At 70.0% G+C, this 13597-nt stretch carries 15 protein-coding genes; 10 read left to right on the top strand and 5 right to left on the bottom strand.

The genetic code is table 11. The features are described 5' to 3' along the window. Nucleotides 1-8 precede the first annotated feature (8 nt). Both ACWEIJ_RS03540 and ACWEIJ_RS03535 read left to right on the top strand, forming a co-directional pair. Nucleotides 9-458, top strand: coding sequence for a hypothetical protein (locus tag ACWEIJ_RS03540; RefSeq protein WP_449835581.1), 450 nt, complete (start codon nt 9-11; stop codon nt 456-458). Further along, entirely contained in the window at nt 458-859 is a 402-nt protein-coding gene (locus ACWEIJ_RS03535) for a hypothetical protein (RefSeq protein ID WP_449835580.1), read from the top strand. Before ACWEIJ_RS03540 ends, ACWEIJ_RS03535 begins: the two co-directional genes overlap by 1 nt. Before the next feature lie 6 nt (nt 860-865). Here ACWEIJ_RS03535 and ACWEIJ_RS03530 read toward each other — a convergent pair whose 3' ends face one another. From ACWEIJ_RS03530 to ACWEIJ_RS03515, 4 genes are all read right to left on the bottom strand, one after another. Continuing rightward, the gene (locus ACWEIJ_RS03530; RefSeq protein ID WP_449835579.1) at nt 866-1738 is read right to left on the bottom strand and encodes a 1,4-dihydroxy-2-naphthoate polyprenyltransferase; all 873 of its coding nucleotides are present in this window, start codon (nt 1736-1738) and stop codon (nt 866-868) included. Between the two features lie 46 nt (nt 1739-1784). Beyond that, on the bottom strand, nt 1785-2873 hold the full coding sequence (locus ACWEIJ_RS03525; RefSeq protein WP_449835578.1) for an SH3 domain-containing protein: 1089 nt from the start codon (nt 2871-2873) through the stop codon (nt 1785-1787). A 76-nt stretch (nt 2874-2949) separates the two neighbouring features. Next, on the bottom strand, nt 2950-3981 hold the full coding sequence (gene menE, locus ACWEIJ_RS03520; protein ID WP_449835577.1) for an o-succinylbenzoate--CoA ligase: 1032 nt from the start codon (nt 3979-3981) through the stop codon (nt 2950-2952). Between the two features lie 11 nt (nt 3982-3992). Continuing rightward, nucleotides 3993-4916 (bottom strand): 1,4-dihydroxy-2-naphthoyl-CoA synthase, encoded by a 924-nt coding sequence (locus tag ACWEIJ_RS03515; protein ID WP_449835576.1) that lies wholly within the window; start codon nt 4914-4916, stop codon nt 3993-3995. On the opposite strand from ACWEIJ_RS03515, the gene menD reads away from it, so the two are divergent. Both menD and ACWEIJ_RS03505 read left to right on the top strand, forming a co-directional pair. Continuing rightward, nucleotides 4915-6486, top strand: a complete 1572-nt coding sequence (gene menD, locus ACWEIJ_RS03510; protein WP_449835575.1) for a 2-succinyl-5-enolpyruvyl-6-hydroxy-3-cyclohexene-1-carboxylic-acid synthase — start codon at nt 4915-4917, stop codon at nt 6484-6486. The two genes, ACWEIJ_RS03515 and menD, sit on opposite strands and share 2 nt — an antisense overlap. Before the next feature lie 55 nt (nt 6487-6541). Beyond that, the gene (locus ACWEIJ_RS03505; RefSeq protein ID WP_449835574.1) at nt 6542-8065 is read left to right on the top strand and encodes a M1 family metallopeptidase; all 1524 of its coding nucleotides are present in this window, start codon (nt 6542-6544) and stop codon (nt 8063-8065) included. A 108-nt stretch (nt 8066-8173) separates the two neighbouring features. Here ACWEIJ_RS03505 and ACWEIJ_RS03500 read toward each other — a convergent pair whose 3' ends face one another. Continuing rightward, nucleotides 8174-9406, bottom strand: a complete 1233-nt coding sequence (locus ACWEIJ_RS03500) for an isochorismate synthase (protein WP_449835573.1) — start codon at nt 9404-9406, stop codon at nt 8174-8176. 165 nt (nt 9407-9571) lie between these two features. On the opposite strand from ACWEIJ_RS03500, the gene ACWEIJ_RS03495 reads away from it, so the two are divergent. From ACWEIJ_RS03495 to paaE, 6 genes are read left to right on the top strand one after another with little or no spacing between them, the layout of a single operon-like run. Continuing rightward, the gene (locus ACWEIJ_RS03495; RefSeq protein WP_449835572.1) at nt 9572-9916 is read left to right on the top strand and encodes a DUF3592 domain-containing protein; all 345 of its coding nucleotides are present in this window, start codon (nt 9572-9574) and stop codon (nt 9914-9916) included. Nucleotides 9917-9925: 9 nt separating this feature from the next. Then, nucleotides 9926-10867 (top strand): 1,2-phenylacetyl-CoA epoxidase subunit PaaA, encoded by a 942-nt coding sequence (paaA, locus tag ACWEIJ_RS03490; RefSeq protein ID WP_449835571.1) that lies wholly within the window; start codon nt 9926-9928, stop codon nt 10865-10867. Continuing rightward, complete coding sequence (gene paaB / locus ACWEIJ_RS03485; protein ID WP_030473230.1) at nt 10864-11148, top strand: 1,2-phenylacetyl-CoA epoxidase subunit PaaB; 285 nt, start codon at nt 10864-10866, stop codon at nt 11146-11148. The genes paaA and paaB overlap by 4 nt, the downstream gene beginning before the upstream one ends. Then, complete coding sequence (gene paaC, locus ACWEIJ_RS03480) at nt 11145-12029, top strand: 1,2-phenylacetyl-CoA epoxidase subunit PaaC (protein WP_449835570.1); 885 nt, start codon at nt 11145-11147, stop codon at nt 12027-12029. The genes paaB and paaC overlap by 4 nt, the downstream gene beginning before the upstream one ends. Next, nucleotides 12026-12517 (top strand): 1,2-phenylacetyl-CoA epoxidase subunit PaaD, encoded by a 492-nt coding sequence (gene paaD / locus ACWEIJ_RS03475; protein ID WP_449835569.1) that lies wholly within the window; start codon nt 12026-12028, stop codon nt 12515-12517. Before paaC ends, paaD begins: the two co-directional genes overlap by 4 nt. Further along, nucleotides 12518-13558 (top strand): 1,2-phenylacetyl-CoA epoxidase subunit PaaE, encoded by a 1041-nt coding sequence (gene paaE, locus ACWEIJ_RS03470; RefSeq protein ID WP_449835568.1) that lies wholly within the window; start codon nt 12518-12520, stop codon nt 13556-13558. It abuts the gene before it with no gap. Nucleotides 13559-13597 lie beyond the last annotated feature (39 nt).

Below are 13597 nucleotides of genomic sequence, written 5' to 3'. Positions count from 1 at the left end.
GAGAAACGATGACCACGCCGAACGACAGCTGGAAGACGCCGGAGCTGCGCGCGGCCGAGGCGCAGGTCGACGCGCGTTTCAAGGAGGCGCAGGACCTCGCCAACCGGCTCAAGGACACGCCGCTGCCGCCGATCCCGCCGGTGGACTTCAAGGCGATCGCCCAGCAGGTCGAGCGGGCCGCGCAGGAACGGGACGCGCCCGAGCAGCTGAAGGCGTTGAAGCGCAAGGTCGACGCGGGTGAGTTCACGTGGGAGGACGTCGTCTCCGGCAAGGCGGCGGACGACCCGGACGTGCAGGCCATGCAGCAGGAGAACGTCAAGAAGATGAAGCAGGCGTTCCAGATGCTGCAGGAGGGCATGACCGCCGAGGAGATCATGAACGCGCAGGGCCCGCGCAGAGGCCGGGGTGACGACGGCGACGAGAACGACCCCGACGTGTTCGCGGAGGACAAGTGGTGATGACGGCCTGGCGGACACCGGACGTCCTGGCCGCGGAGGACTTCCTGACGAGTGCCGTCGCCGAGGCGGATCGCGCGATGCGGTCCGCCCAGCAGGGCCTCCGCGGCAAGGAACCGTCCACTGAGGACGTTCGCAGGGTGATGCAGTTCGCCAGGTCGAGCGACGCCTCACCGGCGATGCGTCAGCTGGCCGACCGCATCGCCCGCGGCGCCGGGCTCAGCTGGCGTCAGGTCCTCACCGGCGAGGCGAGCCACGATCCCCTTGTGCGCCAGGCACTCGACGCCGACCGCGCCAGGCTCGACGAGCTGATCAAGGGCGAGACGGCCCCTCCGCCGCCGCCTCGCAGGCCCTCACGGCAGGACGACGAACCGCCGACCCAGTTCACCGAGGACGCCTGGTAGCCGCGGTCAGTCGAGGACCAGCGCGACGCTGACGAGCACCGACCACGCCAGCATCGCGATCCCGGTGAACTGCAGCACCGGGATCAGGTCGCGGCCACCGCGGCCGGCCGCCACCCGGCGCACGGCGGGCAGCAGCACCGGCGCCGCGAGGAACCCGAGCAACGCGTACGGCACCCGCACGGTCATCCCCAGCGCGATCACGAACGGCACGGCCACCAGCGCGAGGTAGAGCCTGCGGGTGTCCTTGTCGCCCAGCACGACGGCCAGCGTCCGCTTGCCCGCCACCGCGTCCGTCGGGATGTCGCGCAGGTTGTTCGCCACCAGCACGGCCGCCGAGATCGACCCCATCGCGATCGAGGCGCCGATGCCGATTCCGGTGACCTCGCTCGTCTGCACGTACATCGTGCCCAGCACGGCGGCCGGGCCGAAGAACAGGAACACCGCGATCTCGCCGAGCCCCGCGTAGCCGTACGGACGCTTGCCGCCGGTGTAGAACCACGCCCCGGCAATGCACACGGCACCGAACGCGATCATCCACCAGTGCCCGGACAGCGCCACCAGCGCGATCCCGGCCAGCGCGCCGACCCCGAGCGAGACGAACGCCGCCAGCCGCACCGAGGCGGGCGTCGCGGCACCGGAACCGGTGAGCCGGAACGGTCCCACCCGGTTGTCGTCGGTGCCGCGAATGCCGTCGGAGTAGTCGTTGGCGTAGTTCACACCGATCTGCAGCGCCACCGAGACCACCAGCGCCAGCACGGTGTAGAGCGCGTTGAACTCGTCGATGTGGTGCGCTGCCGCCGCACCGACGACGACGGGCGCGATCGAGTTCGGCAGCGTGCGGGGGCGGGTCCCCTGGATCCACTGGACGGCTGAGGCCATGCCTCCATCCTCCGTCATGGCCGCTGAGGACCCGCCGACGGGTGTATCAGCAGCTAGTCGCTCCGCTGACGCCGGCGACGTACGCCTTGGCGATGTGCTTGCCGGACGCGATGCGGTACCAGACGTTCGACGTGCCCTGGGTGCCGGAGACGGGCTCGCCCGTCAGCTGGCACATCACCCTGACCTGGGCGTGGTTCGCGGCCAGACCGACCTGAGAGGAGTCTGAGTTCGCGGCGCTGCGGACGTTCACCGTGCCGTTGGCCGCGGACGTGTGGACCGTCCCGACAGGACCGGAGCCGGTCCACAGGTACGTCACGATCACCCACGAGTTCGTGGTCAGCTTGAGGCCGTCCAGGAACGTGCCGTCGGCGAGGTCGACGCCCGCCGGGTTCGCGACCCTGCGGCCGGACTGGTCCTTGCCGCCGTTGTAGTTGTCCTCGTACGCGGCCTGCGCCTCGGGCTTGCCCTGCGGCAGGTCCTTCCACATCTCCCGCGTCGAGGACGGGTTCCAGTAGTCGTCCTTGGTGTTCCACGGGCCGACGTCCCACACCGGCGCCCACTCGCAACGGCCGTTCGACGCGCACAGCTGCACGCTGTAGCTGCCGGAGTTGTTGGGTGCCAAGCCACGCCGTGACGGCAGCGCGACGAAGTGGTCGCGCGAACGGATCGTGTGGCCGTTCGCCGTCGTGCTGCCGACAAGGCCCTCACGCGTCGCGTACACGCGGTACGCACGTCCAGCGGCGGCAACGGAGACGTCGGCCGCGGCCGGAGTGCTGGTGGCGGTCAGCTGCACGCGTTCTGCCTTGCCACTGCTCAGCACCACGCGCGTCTGCACGGTCGAGGTGGTCACCGGCAACGTGGCCGGCGCCTCCATCCACTCCGTCCACTGGCCGTCCGGGCGCAGACCGCGCACGTCGGCGACGCCATCGCCGGTCACCACCGCCGTGACCGTGTTGGCGGGTCGGGCGAGCGCGTGCGGTTCCAGCTCGATCAGACCCATCCGCGGGGACCCGCCCCACGAGATGGACTTGTGGTGCAGGTCGGCGGACCACTCGTTGCCGGATGCCGCCTGGGCGGGAGACGCCGGTCCGGCCACCAGAGCGGCTCCGACGACCAGCGGTAACAGGTAGCGCATGAGAAAACCCCCATCGCCAACGCGCACGGCTGGGTCCGCGCGCTTCGCGGGGAGAGTTGTCCTCAGCGGTAAAGGTTCACCTAAAAGAGTCGAGAACTGCTGTTCTGTCGACTTTGCCCGGTCCGCGCAACGGCAGCTCGTGCACGAACCGCACCAGCTTCGGCACCGCGGCCCTGCCCACGGTGTCGGCGACCGCCGCCTTCAGCTCGTCCAGCGAGGGTTGGTCACCACGGGCGACCACCGCCGCCGCGACGACCTGACCCCACTCGTCGTCCGGCACGCCGACGACACACGCCTCCAGCACGCCCCCAACGGTCGCCAGGGCCCGTTCGACCAGCACTGGAGGCACTTTCTCGCCACCCGTGACGATCACGTCGTCGGCGCGTCCCAGCACCTCCAGCCGTCCGTCGCGCAGCCGTCCGAGATCGCCGGTGCGGAACCACTCGCCGAACGGTTCCGCGCTGCCGCGATAGCCCAGCGCCAGCACCGGTCCGCTGATCTCGATCACGTCGTCGGCGCGCACCGAGACGTCCCGCAGCGGCTCACCGTCGTACACACACCCACCGGCCGTCTCGCTCATGCCGTACGTCGTGACGACCTGCACGCCGAGCGCGCGCGCCTGCTCCAGCAGCTTCGGCGGGGTGGCGGCCCCGCCGATGAGCACGCCGTCGAACTGCCGCAGCGCCGCGAGCCCCGGCCCCTCGCCCACGACGAGCCGGGACAGCTGCGTCGGCACCAGCGCGGTGTAGTGGCGTCCCGGCCGGTCCAGCACCGGCCGTGCGGCCTGCGCGAACCCCATGGCGCGGAAGCCCTTGGACAGGTCGAGCTCACCGGGTGTGGTGCCGGCGACGATCGACCGCACGAGCACCTGGATCCCGGCGATGTGGCCGGTGGGCAGCGCCAGCAGCCACGTGCCGGGCCCGCCGAGCCGCTCGTGGGTGGCCTCGGCCGACGTCGTCAGCGCGGCGGCGTCGAGCAGCACCGTCTTCGGCTCGCCCGTCGACCCGGAGGTGGGCACGCCGAGCACCGCTCGCTTCTCCCAGCCGTCGAGCGGGCCGTCCACCAGCGGTTCGCCACCGCCGAGCGCCGCGCGCAGTTCGTCGAGCATCTCGCGGCCGATCAGAAGTAGTACGGGTAGTTCGACCAGTCGGGGTCGCGCTTCTCCAGGAACGCGTCACGGCCCTCGACGGCCTCGTCGGTCATGTACGCGAGCCGGGTCGTCTCGCCGGCGAACAGCTGCTGCCCCACCAGACCGTCATCGATCAGGTTGAACGCGTACTTGAGCATCCGCTGGGCGGTCGGCGACTTGCCGTTGATCTCGCGTGCCCACTGCAACGCCGTGGTCTCCAGCTCGGCGTGCGGCACGACGGCGTTGACGGCACCCATCTTGTGCATCTCCTCGGCGGAGTACGTGCGGCCGAGGAAGAAGATCTCCCGCGCGAACTTCTGCCCGACCTGCCGCGCCAGGTACGCCGAGCCGTAGCCGCCGTCGAACGAGCCGACGTCCGCGTCGGTCTGCTTGAACTTGCCGTGCTCCTCGCTCGCGATGGTGAGATCGCACACCACGTGCAGGCTGTGGCCACCGCCGGCCGCCCAGCCGTTCACGACCGCGATGACGACTTTCGGCATGAACCTGATCAGGCGCTGGCACTCCAGGATGTGCAGCCGGCCCGCGCGTGCCGGGTCGACCGTGTCCGCCGTCTCACCGGAGGCGTACTGGTAGCCGCTCCGGCCCCGAATCCGCTGGTCACCGCCACTGCAGAAGGCCCAGCCACCGTCTTTGGGGCTGGGGCCGTTGCCGGTCAGCAACACGCAACCGACGTCGGACGACATCCGCGCGTGGTCGAGCGCCCGGTACAGCTCGTCCACGGTGTGCGGCCGGAACGCGTTGCGCACCTCCGGCCGGTTGAACGCGATGCGGACCGTGCCCTGGTCGAGCGCCCGGTGGTAGGTGATGTCGGTGAAGTCGAAGCCTTCAATCGGCTTCCACAGCGACGGGTCGAAGAGCTCCTGATCTGCCACGGTCTGAGACTCTAGGCGCATGAATCCGTCCACGGCGCAGGCGAGGGTGATCGTCGACGAACTGGTCCGCAACGGCGTCCGCCACGTCGTGCTGTGCCCCGGTTCGCGCAACGCCCCGCTGTCGTTCGCACTGCATCAGGCCGAGCAGAAAGGCCTGCTCACGCTGCACGTGCGGATCGACGAGCGCAGCGGGGGGTTCCTCGCGCTCGGCCTGGCCAAGACCGGCACGCCCGCCGTCGTCACCTGCACGAGCGGCACGGCCGTGGTGAACCTGCACCCCGCCGTGGTCGAGGCGCAGCTGACCGGCGTGCCGCTGATCGCGCTGACCGCCGACCGCCCGGTCGACCTCTACCGCACCGGCGCCAGCCAGACGATCGACCAGTACGACGTGCTCGGCCTCCCCACCCTGCACCTGCCGGAGGCCTCCGACGAGCCGACGACGCGTTCGTTGATCTGCCGCGCGATCGCGACGCACGGCCCGACGCACGTCAACGTGCCGTTCCGGCCGCCGCTCACCCCGGACGACTCCTCCTGGCCGGACTCCGGCCGCACCCCGTGGACCGCCACGGACCGCACGTTCACCGTCGAGACGCGGCCGTCGGACCTCCCGCCCCGCACGCTCGTGCTGCTCGGCGACGACCGTCCGGAACGGCTGCGCGAAGCCTCCGGGCTCGGCTGGCCGGTGATCGCCGAACCGACCGCTCCCGGTGGCCTGCGGCACGGATCGTTGCTGCTCAACGCCGGTCTCCCCGCGCACCTGCAGCCGGACGCGGTGCTCGTCGTCGGCCGGGTGACGCTGTCGCGCGGCCAGCAGGCGTTGCTGAAAGGCGCGCAGATCGTGCACGCCGTCGGTGACCAGGCGCAGTGGCCGGACGTGCCGTTCACCGCGACGCGGGCATCTACCTGGCTGCCGGAACCCGCCGAGCACGACGGGGAGTGGTTGCAGGCGTGGCAGAGCGCGGTGAAGAACGTCAGCGTGGCCGTCGACGAACTCCTGGACGCCGAACCGTGGCCCAGCGGGCTGCACGTGGCGCGTGACCTCACGCAGGCGATGCCTCCCGGCGCGCTGCTGTTCGTCGGCTCGTCCAACCCGATCCGCGACGTGGACTTCGCGGGCGAGCGCCGTTCGGACCTCACGATCCACGCGAATCGGGGCGCCGCGGGCATCGACGGCAGCGTGTCCACGGCCATCGGTCTCGCCGTGTACCACCAGGGGCCCGCATACGCGCTGATGGGCGACCTGACGTTCCTGCACGACAGCAACGGCCTGCTGGCCGACCACCGGCCGGACCTCACGATCGTCGTCCTCAACGACGACGGCGGAGGGATCTTTTCGTTGCTGGAACAAGGCGCACCCGAGTACGGCGGCAGTTTCGAAAGGATTTTCGGCACGCCGCACGGGGCGGATCTGACCGCTTTGTGCGCGGGCTACCGAATTCCGCACTCCACAGTGGACGACCAGGAGGAGTTCCGTAGCGCACTTGCGCTGCCAAAAGGCCTCCGAGTGGTGGAAGTGCAGGCAAAACGAGACCAGCTGCGCGGGTTGCACCAACGTCTCAAGTCGACTGTGTCAAACGTTTTCAGCAGATAGGAAACATACGTAAGTCGGTGGTTCGGTCCGCAAAAGTGTGGATAGCGTCGCGCGCATGTCGATCAGATCCAAGGCGACGGCCGCGGTCGCGTCCGTGGCCGCGATGACCCTCTTCGCGGGGACGGCGCAAGCGGCGTCCCCTGGTGCACCGGGCGCCGGTGACCCGTACTTCCCGAAGTACGGCAACGGCGGCTACGACGTCTCCCACTACGACATCAGGCTCAACTACAACCCGGACGGCGACCAGCTGTCGGGCACCACGACGATCCTGGCCAAGGCCACCGAGGACCTCACGCAGTTCGACCTGGACTTCCTGCTCAAGGTGAAGTCGGTCCGGGTGAACAACGTGCCGACCTCGTTCGTCTCCGACGACGGCGAACTGATCCTCACGCCCCGCGGAGGCGTGCGGAAGGGTCAGGACCTGACCATCGTCGTCACCTACGCGGACTCGCCCTCGACGGTGAAGGACCGCAACGGTTTCACGGCGTGGACGAAGACCCCCGACGGCGCGCTGGCGATCGGTGAGCCGGAGATCGCCTCCTGGTGGTTCCCGTCCAACGACCACCCGACCGACAAGGCCACCTTCGACGTCAACGTCGCCGTCCCGAACGGCGTCGAGGCGATCTCGAACGGCACCTTCGTCGGCCAGACCCGCCAGATCAACGGCTGGACGCGCTGGAACTGGCGCAGCACCAAGCCGCAGGCGACCTACCTGACGTTCCTCACGATCGGCCAGTTCGAGATCCGTCAGGGCACCACGCCCTCCGGCCAGCCGTACGTCAACGCGTACTCCGAGCGCCTCGGCGACAACGCGGATGCCGCCAAGGCCAGCATCGAGCGCACGCCCGAGGTCATCGAGTTCCTGTCGCAGAACGTGGGCCCGTACCCGTTCGAGGCGCAGGGCGGCATCGCCACGCCGGGCCTCGGCTACGCGCTGGAGAACCAGACGCGCCCGAACTACGACACGGCGTTCTTCCGCCGCGGCGCCAACACCTACGTCATCGCCCACGAGCTCGGCCACCAGTGGTTCGGCGACTCGGTGTCGGTGCACCACTGGCGCGACATCTGGCTGAACGAGGGCTTCGCGTCCTACCTGGAGTGGCTGTGGTCCGAGCACGTCGGTGAGGGCACGGCGCAGGAGAACTCCGACTACACCTACGACCTGTACCCGGCCGATGACCCGTTCTGGCAGGTCCTGCCCGGCGACCCGGGTTCGGACAAGGTGTTCGACAACGCCGTCTACGACCGCGGTGCGCTGACCCTGCACGCCCTGCGCGTGGCCGTCGGTGACGACAAGTTCTTCGAGATCCTGAAGACCTGGACCGCGGAGAAGAAGTACTCGGACGCCACGATCGAGGAGTTCATCGCGGTGGCGGAGCGGGTGTCGGGACAGCAGCTCGACCAGCTGTTCCAGACGTGGCTGTTCACCAAGGGCAAGCCGGCTCAGGCTCCCGGCCGCACCGCGGACGCGGCGGCCAAGTCGCTGTCCGTCGCATCGGCTCCGGCCAAGGCGGCTGAGCCCAAGTCGCGCGCCAAGATCGAGCTGACGCACGAGCTGCTGGGCGCGCACAAGAGCTGATCGTCAGACCGGCTGAGCACGTATGACGCAGGGGTTCCCGACTCGGGGATCCCTGCGTCAGCGTGTTCCGGCCTGGCCGCGCACTCCGCAACGTTCGTTGCGAGCGTGCTAAAGCCCCTCCAGGGCCTCACGCATCGGCCGCATCTTGGCGTGCGCCTCCTGCACCTCGATGTCCGGATCCGAGTCGGCCACCAGCCCGCACCCGGCGAACAACCGAGCCGTCGAGCCGGAGATCTGTGCGCACCGCAACGCGATCCCGAGCTCCCCGTCGCCGTTCCCGTCGATCCACCCGACCGGCCCGGCGTACCGGCCGCGGTCCATCCCCTCCAGCTGCGAGATCAACGTGGTGGCGTCCAGCCGGGGCGTCCCGCCCACCGCCGCCGTCGGATGCACGGCCTCGCCGAGGTGCAGCAGCGACACCGAGGACTCGAGCGTCCCGATCACATCGCTGGACAGGTGCGACACGTTGGGCAGCCGCAGAACCGAGGGCCCCTCCACCGACATCGTGGTGCAGAAGGGCCGAAGCGTGTCCGCGAGAGAAGTGATGGCGTAATCGTGTTCTTCGAGGTTCTTCTCCGACGCCATCAACGCCGAAGCGAGCTCCTCATCGGAAACCCCGTCGTGCGGCCAGGTCGTGCCGGCCAGCACGCGCGAGTCCACGACCGACCCGGTGCGCCGAAGCAGCAGTTCGGGTGTCGCGCCGACCAGACCGTCCACCGCGTACGCCCAGCACTCCGGGTACCGGCGGGCCAGGCCCTGCAGCACGAAGCGCTGGTCGAGGCGGCGGTCGGTGGAGGCCACGAGGTCGTGGGCGAGCACCACCTTGTCCAGCTCGCCGGAACGCATGCGCGCCACGGCCGAGCGCACGGCCTCGCGGTACTGCGTGACCGGCAGCTGGCCGTTCGAGTAGCGGACGGTCGACGGGCGGGACAGCGGTGCCACGTCGGGGGCGGTGTCCGCGGCGCCGATGGTGGTGATCCACTGCCGGCCGTTGCGCCTGCCGACCACGACCTCGGGGACGATCAGCACCGAGTCGCCCGGCGAGTCCGCGAAGGCCATCGAGACGAACGCCACGGGGCCGCTGCCCGGTACGCCCAGTTCGTCGTCGACGTCGAGGCTCGCGACGAACTCCTGCCACCACTTGTCGGCCTGCGCGAAGCGGTCGGGGCCGCTGACCTCCAGCCGTGCGGCCTCGCCCCAGCCGACCAGGCCGGACCCGTCGCGCACCCAGGCGAGTGCGTGCTCCGGGTCTGGCAGCAGTCCGAGCAGGTCACCGGCGGTGTCCCGCCTCGAACGGACGCGGATCCGCTGCCCTGCTCGCGATGTCGGTGCTGAGGTCACGCTCCGACTGTATGGACCTGAACCTGAAAGCGCGGCACCCGCCCGGCTCTAGACTTCTCAGTTGTGGTGGACGACGCAGTGACCAAGCCGGCGCTCGGGGTGCGTGTCCGCCGTGCGGTGAGTCGTGTTCTGCTGGTGGTCGGCGGGGTGGTCACACTCGTTTGCGTGCTGTTGCCGATCGCGTGCTGGCGCGACGACGTGGCCATCGAGCGGCACCTGGGGCAGGCGGTCGCGCAGGTCGACTCCATCGCTTTCAACAGGACGGTTGTGCGGTACGCCACACCGGACGGTCGCGTGATCATCCCGTCGCAGGGCGTCCTGTACCCGTCGGGCCTCAACGTCGGCGACAACGTGCGGGTCGAGTACGACCAGACCAACCCGGAGCTGACGCGCGTGGCCGGGCGCAGCGCGGTGCTCAGCCTGTTGCCCGTCGGCACCTTCCTCGCGGCCGTCTGGCTCGTCATCGCCGCCGTTGTGACAGTTCTACGCAGATTCGGCACCCAGGTGTAACATCGGTGCATGGCGGATGACCTGGAGCTGCGCTTCGAGCGCACGGTGCAGGCCGACTCGCGCATCGAGCCGCGCGACTGGATGCCCGACGGCTACCGCAAGACCCTGATCAGGCAGATCGCCCAGCACGCGCACTCCGAGATCATCGGCATGCAGCCGGAGGGCAACTGGATCTCCCGCGCGCCCTCGCTGCGGCGCAAGGCGATCCTGCTGGCGAAGGTGCAGGACGAGGCCGGGCACGGTCTGTACCTGTACTCGGCGACCGAGACGCTCGGTGCCGACCGCGAGGACCTGACGACCAAGCTCATCGAGGGCCGCCAGAAGTACTCCTCGATCTTCAACTACCCGACGCTGACGTTCGCCGACGTCGGCGTGATCGGCTGGCTCGTCGACGGCGCCGCGATCTGCAACCAGGTGCCGCTGTGCCGCACGTCGTACGGGCCGTACGCGCGCGCCATGATCCGCATCTGCAAGGAAGAGTCGTTCCACCAGCGTCAGGGCTACGAGCTGCTCATGACGATGATGCGCGGCACGCAGCAGCAGCGCGACATGGTGCAGGACTCGGTGAACCGCTGGTGGTGGCCGGCGCTGATGATGTTCGGCCCGCCGGACTCGGAGTCCACGAACACCGAGCAGTCCATGGCGTGGCGGATCAAGCGCGACACGAACGACGAGCTGCGGCAGAAGTTCGTGAACATGAGCGTGCCGCAGGCCGAGGCGCTCGGCGTGACGTTCCCCGACCCCGAGCTCAGGTGGAACCCCGAGCGCGGGCAGTACGACTTCGGCTCGCCCGACTGGGACGAGTTCTGGCAGGTCGTCAAGGGTGGCGGTGTCTGCAACGCGCAGCGCATCGCGCACCGCCGCAAGGCCCATGAGGACGGCGCCTGGGTCCGCGAGGCCGCGGCCGCGCACGCTGCCAAGCAGGCCGTGTCGAAGGAAGGTGCCGCGTGAGCACGTCTTGGCCGCTGTGGGAAGTGTTCGTGCGGGGCAAGCGGGGCCTGAACCACGTGCACGTCGGTTCGCTGCACGCGCCGGACGCCGAGATGGCGCTGCGCAACGCCCGTGACGTCTACACGCGCCGCAACGAGGGCGTGTCGATCTGGGTGGTGCCCGCGGCCGCGATCACGGCGTCCTCACCGGACGAGAAGGACCCGTTCTTCGCGCCGTCCGGCGACAAGGTCTACCGGCACCCGACGTTCTACGCGATTCCAGAGGACGTGCCGCACCTATGAGCTTCGACAACGCATACGAGTCGTTGCTCGGCCACGAGGACTCGCACTGGGCGTTCGGGACGGGCTTCTCGGAGGCTCTCGCCGGCGTGAACCGCGAGTTCCCGGCGGGCGTCGACACCGCTGATCTGGCGGCGTACTGCCTGATGCTCGGCGACGACGCGTTGATCTTCTCTCAGCGGCTTTCGGAGTGGTGCTCGCGCGCGCCGGAGCTCGAAGAGGACATCGCGCTCGCCAACATCGCGCTGGACCTGCTCGGCCAGGCGCGCATGCTGCTGACCCGCGCGGGTGAGGTGCTCGGTCGTGACGAGGACTCGCTGGCGTACCTGCGCGACGAACGCGAGTTCCGCAACGTGCACCTGGCCGAGATCGACTGCGGTCCCGGACCCGGTGGCGACTTCGGCACGACGATCGCGCGGCTGCTGGTGTTCTCGTCGTGGCGCCTGGCTCTGTTCTCGCGTTTGCGCGGCTCCGCCGACCCGGTGCTCGCCGCCGTGGCCGAGAAGGGCCTGAAGGAGCTGGCGTACCACCGCGACCACGCCGCGCAGTGGACCGTCCGGCTCGGCGACGGCACCGACGAGTCGCACCGCCGCATGCAGGCCGGGCTGGAGCGCGTGTGGCCGTTCGTGGACGAGCTGTTCGCCACGCACGCCGTCGAAGCGCGGCTGATCGGTGTCGCCGTCGACCCCGCTTCCGTCCGGTCCGAAGTGGACGGAGTGCTCGATGCGGTGCTGTCCGCCGCGGGACTGTCGCGTCCGGCCGACACGCGCGCGGCCCGGGTCGCGGGCATGGCGGGCCGCGACGGCGTGCACACCGAGGCCATGGGCTACCTGCTCGCCGAGATGCAGCACCTGCACCGCTCACTGCCGGGAGCGGTGTGGTGACGACGGCACTGGAGGTCGCGTCGGCCGTGCGGGACCCGGAGCTCCCGGTCCTCACGCTGGCCGACCTCGGCGTGCTCCGCGATGTGTCCGAAGAGGATGGTCGCGTCGTCGTCACCATCACCCCGACCTACTCGGGTTGCCCCGCGATCGACGAGATGGGCGCCGACCTGCGCCGTTCGCTGCGCGCCGCGGGCTTCGCCGAGGTCGAGGTGCGGCTGTCGCTGTCCCCGGCCTGGACCACGGACTGGATCAGCTCAGAAGGCCGCGCGAAGCTGGCGGCCGCGGGCATCGCGCCTCCCGCGCGGATCGGCCCGGTCGCTGTCGGCCCGGTGCCGCTGAACCTGGTGCCGCCGTCACGTCAGGTGGCGTGCCCGCAGTGCGGTTCGCCCAACACCTCGGAGATCTCGCGGTTCGGTTCGACCGCCTGCAAGGCCCTGCGCCGCTGCAACGCCTGCGCCGAACCCTTCGAGCACGTCAAGGAGATCTGAGTGGCCCGCCGCGCTGCCTTCCACAAGCTGACGGTCTCCCGCGTCGACCGCCTCTGCGACGACGCCGTGGCCGTCACGTTCGACGTGCCCGCCGACCTGGCCGACGAGTTCGCCTTCGCCGCCGGCCAGTACCTGACCCTGCGCCAGGGCGATGAACGCCGTTCGTACTCGATCTGCGCCCCGGCGGGTGCCGCACCGCGCATCGGCGTGCGCCGCGTCGACGGCGGCCAGTTCTCCACCTGGCTCGTCGACCGCGTGTCCTCTGGTGACGTGATCGAAGTGCTGCCGCCGCTGGGCAGGTTCACGCCGTCCGGGACGGGCACCCACCACGGCCTGGTGGTCGCCGGCTCCGGCATCACCCCGGCCCTGTCGATCGCGGCCACGGTCCTCGCCACCGGCGCCCGCGTAACGCTCCTGTACGGCAACCGCAGCACGAACACGGTGATGTTCGCCGACGAGCTCGCCGACCTGAAGGACCGCTACCCGGCCACGTTCCAGCTGATCCACGTGCTGTCCCGCGAACCCCGCGACGTGGAGCTGTTCTCCGGCCGTCTGGACGCCGCGAAGCTCTCCGCGCTGTTCGACACCGTCGTCCCGTTCGACGGCATCGACGAGTGGTGGCTGTGCGGTCCGTACGAGATGGTGCAGGACGCCACCGCCGTGCTGCGCGATCGCGGCGTGCCCACCGACCGCGTGCACCACGAACTCTTCTACGTGGACGAGCCACCGCCCCCGCCGCGGCGCCAGGAAGCCGTGGTGAACGCCGCCGCGTCGGTCACCGTCGTGCTGGACGGCAAGTCCACGACCCTGCCGCTGCCGGCCGACGAGCCGATCCTGGACGCCGCTCAGCGCGTGCGCGCGGATCTGCCGTTCGCGTGCAAGGGCGGGGTGTGCGGCACGTGCCGGGCGTTGGTCACGGACGGGACGGTCGAGATGCGTCGCAACTACGCGCTCGACGAGTCCGAGGTGGCGGCCGGGTTCGTGCTGACGTGTCAGGCGTTGCCGACCAGCGAGTGCGTGACGGTCGACTTCGACGCTTGAGTTCCGCCGACCAACACGCGGCGAAAGTGGCACGATCAC

Source organism: Lentzea sp. NPDC004789 (genome assembly GCF_053601075.1).
The sequence above is the reverse complement of the archived record's forward strand: the minus strand, read 5'-3'. Positions and strand labels throughout refer to the sequence as shown.

What these genes read in the sequence shown, in the direction of transcription:
- ACWEIJ_RS03540 (WP_449835581.1), top strand. Translation starts at nt 9, where the DNA reads ATGACCACGCCGAACGACAGCTGGAAGACGCCGGAGCTGCGCGCGGCC.
- ACWEIJ_RS03535 (WP_449835580.1), top strand. Translation starts at nt 458, where the DNA reads ATGACGGCCTGGCGGACACCGGACGTCCTGGCCGCGGAGGACTTCCTG.
- ACWEIJ_RS03530 (WP_449835579.1), bottom strand. Translation starts at nt 1,738, where the DNA reads ATGGCCTCAGCCGTCCAGTGGATCCAGGGGACCCGCCCCCGCACGCTG.
- ACWEIJ_RS03525 (WP_449835578.1), bottom strand. Translation starts at nt 2,873, where the DNA reads ATGCGCTACCTGTTACCGCTGGTCGTCGGAGCCGCTCTGGTGGCCGGA.
- menE (WP_449835577.1), bottom strand. Translation starts at nt 3,981, where the DNA reads ATGCTCGACGAACTGCGCGCGGCGCTCGGCGGTGGCGAACCGCTGGTG.
- menD (WP_449835575.1), top strand. Translation starts at nt 4,915, where the DNA reads ATGAATCCGTCCACGGCGCAGGCGAGGGTGATCGTCGACGAACTGGTC.
- ACWEIJ_RS03515 (WP_449835576.1), bottom strand. Translation starts at nt 4,916, where the DNA reads ATGCGCCTAGAGTCTCAGACCGTGGCAGATCAGGAGCTCTTCGACCCG.
- ACWEIJ_RS03505 (WP_449835574.1), top strand. Translation starts at nt 6,542, where the DNA reads ATGTCGATCAGATCCAAGGCGACGGCCGCGGTCGCGTCCGTGGCCGCG.
- paaA (WP_449835571.1), top strand. Translation starts at nt 9,926, where the DNA reads ATGGCGGATGACCTGGAGCTGCGCTTCGAGCGCACGGTGCAGGCCGAC.
- paaC (WP_449835570.1), top strand. Translation starts at nt 11,145, where the DNA reads ATGAGCTTCGACAACGCATACGAGTCGTTGCTCGGCCACGAGGACTCG.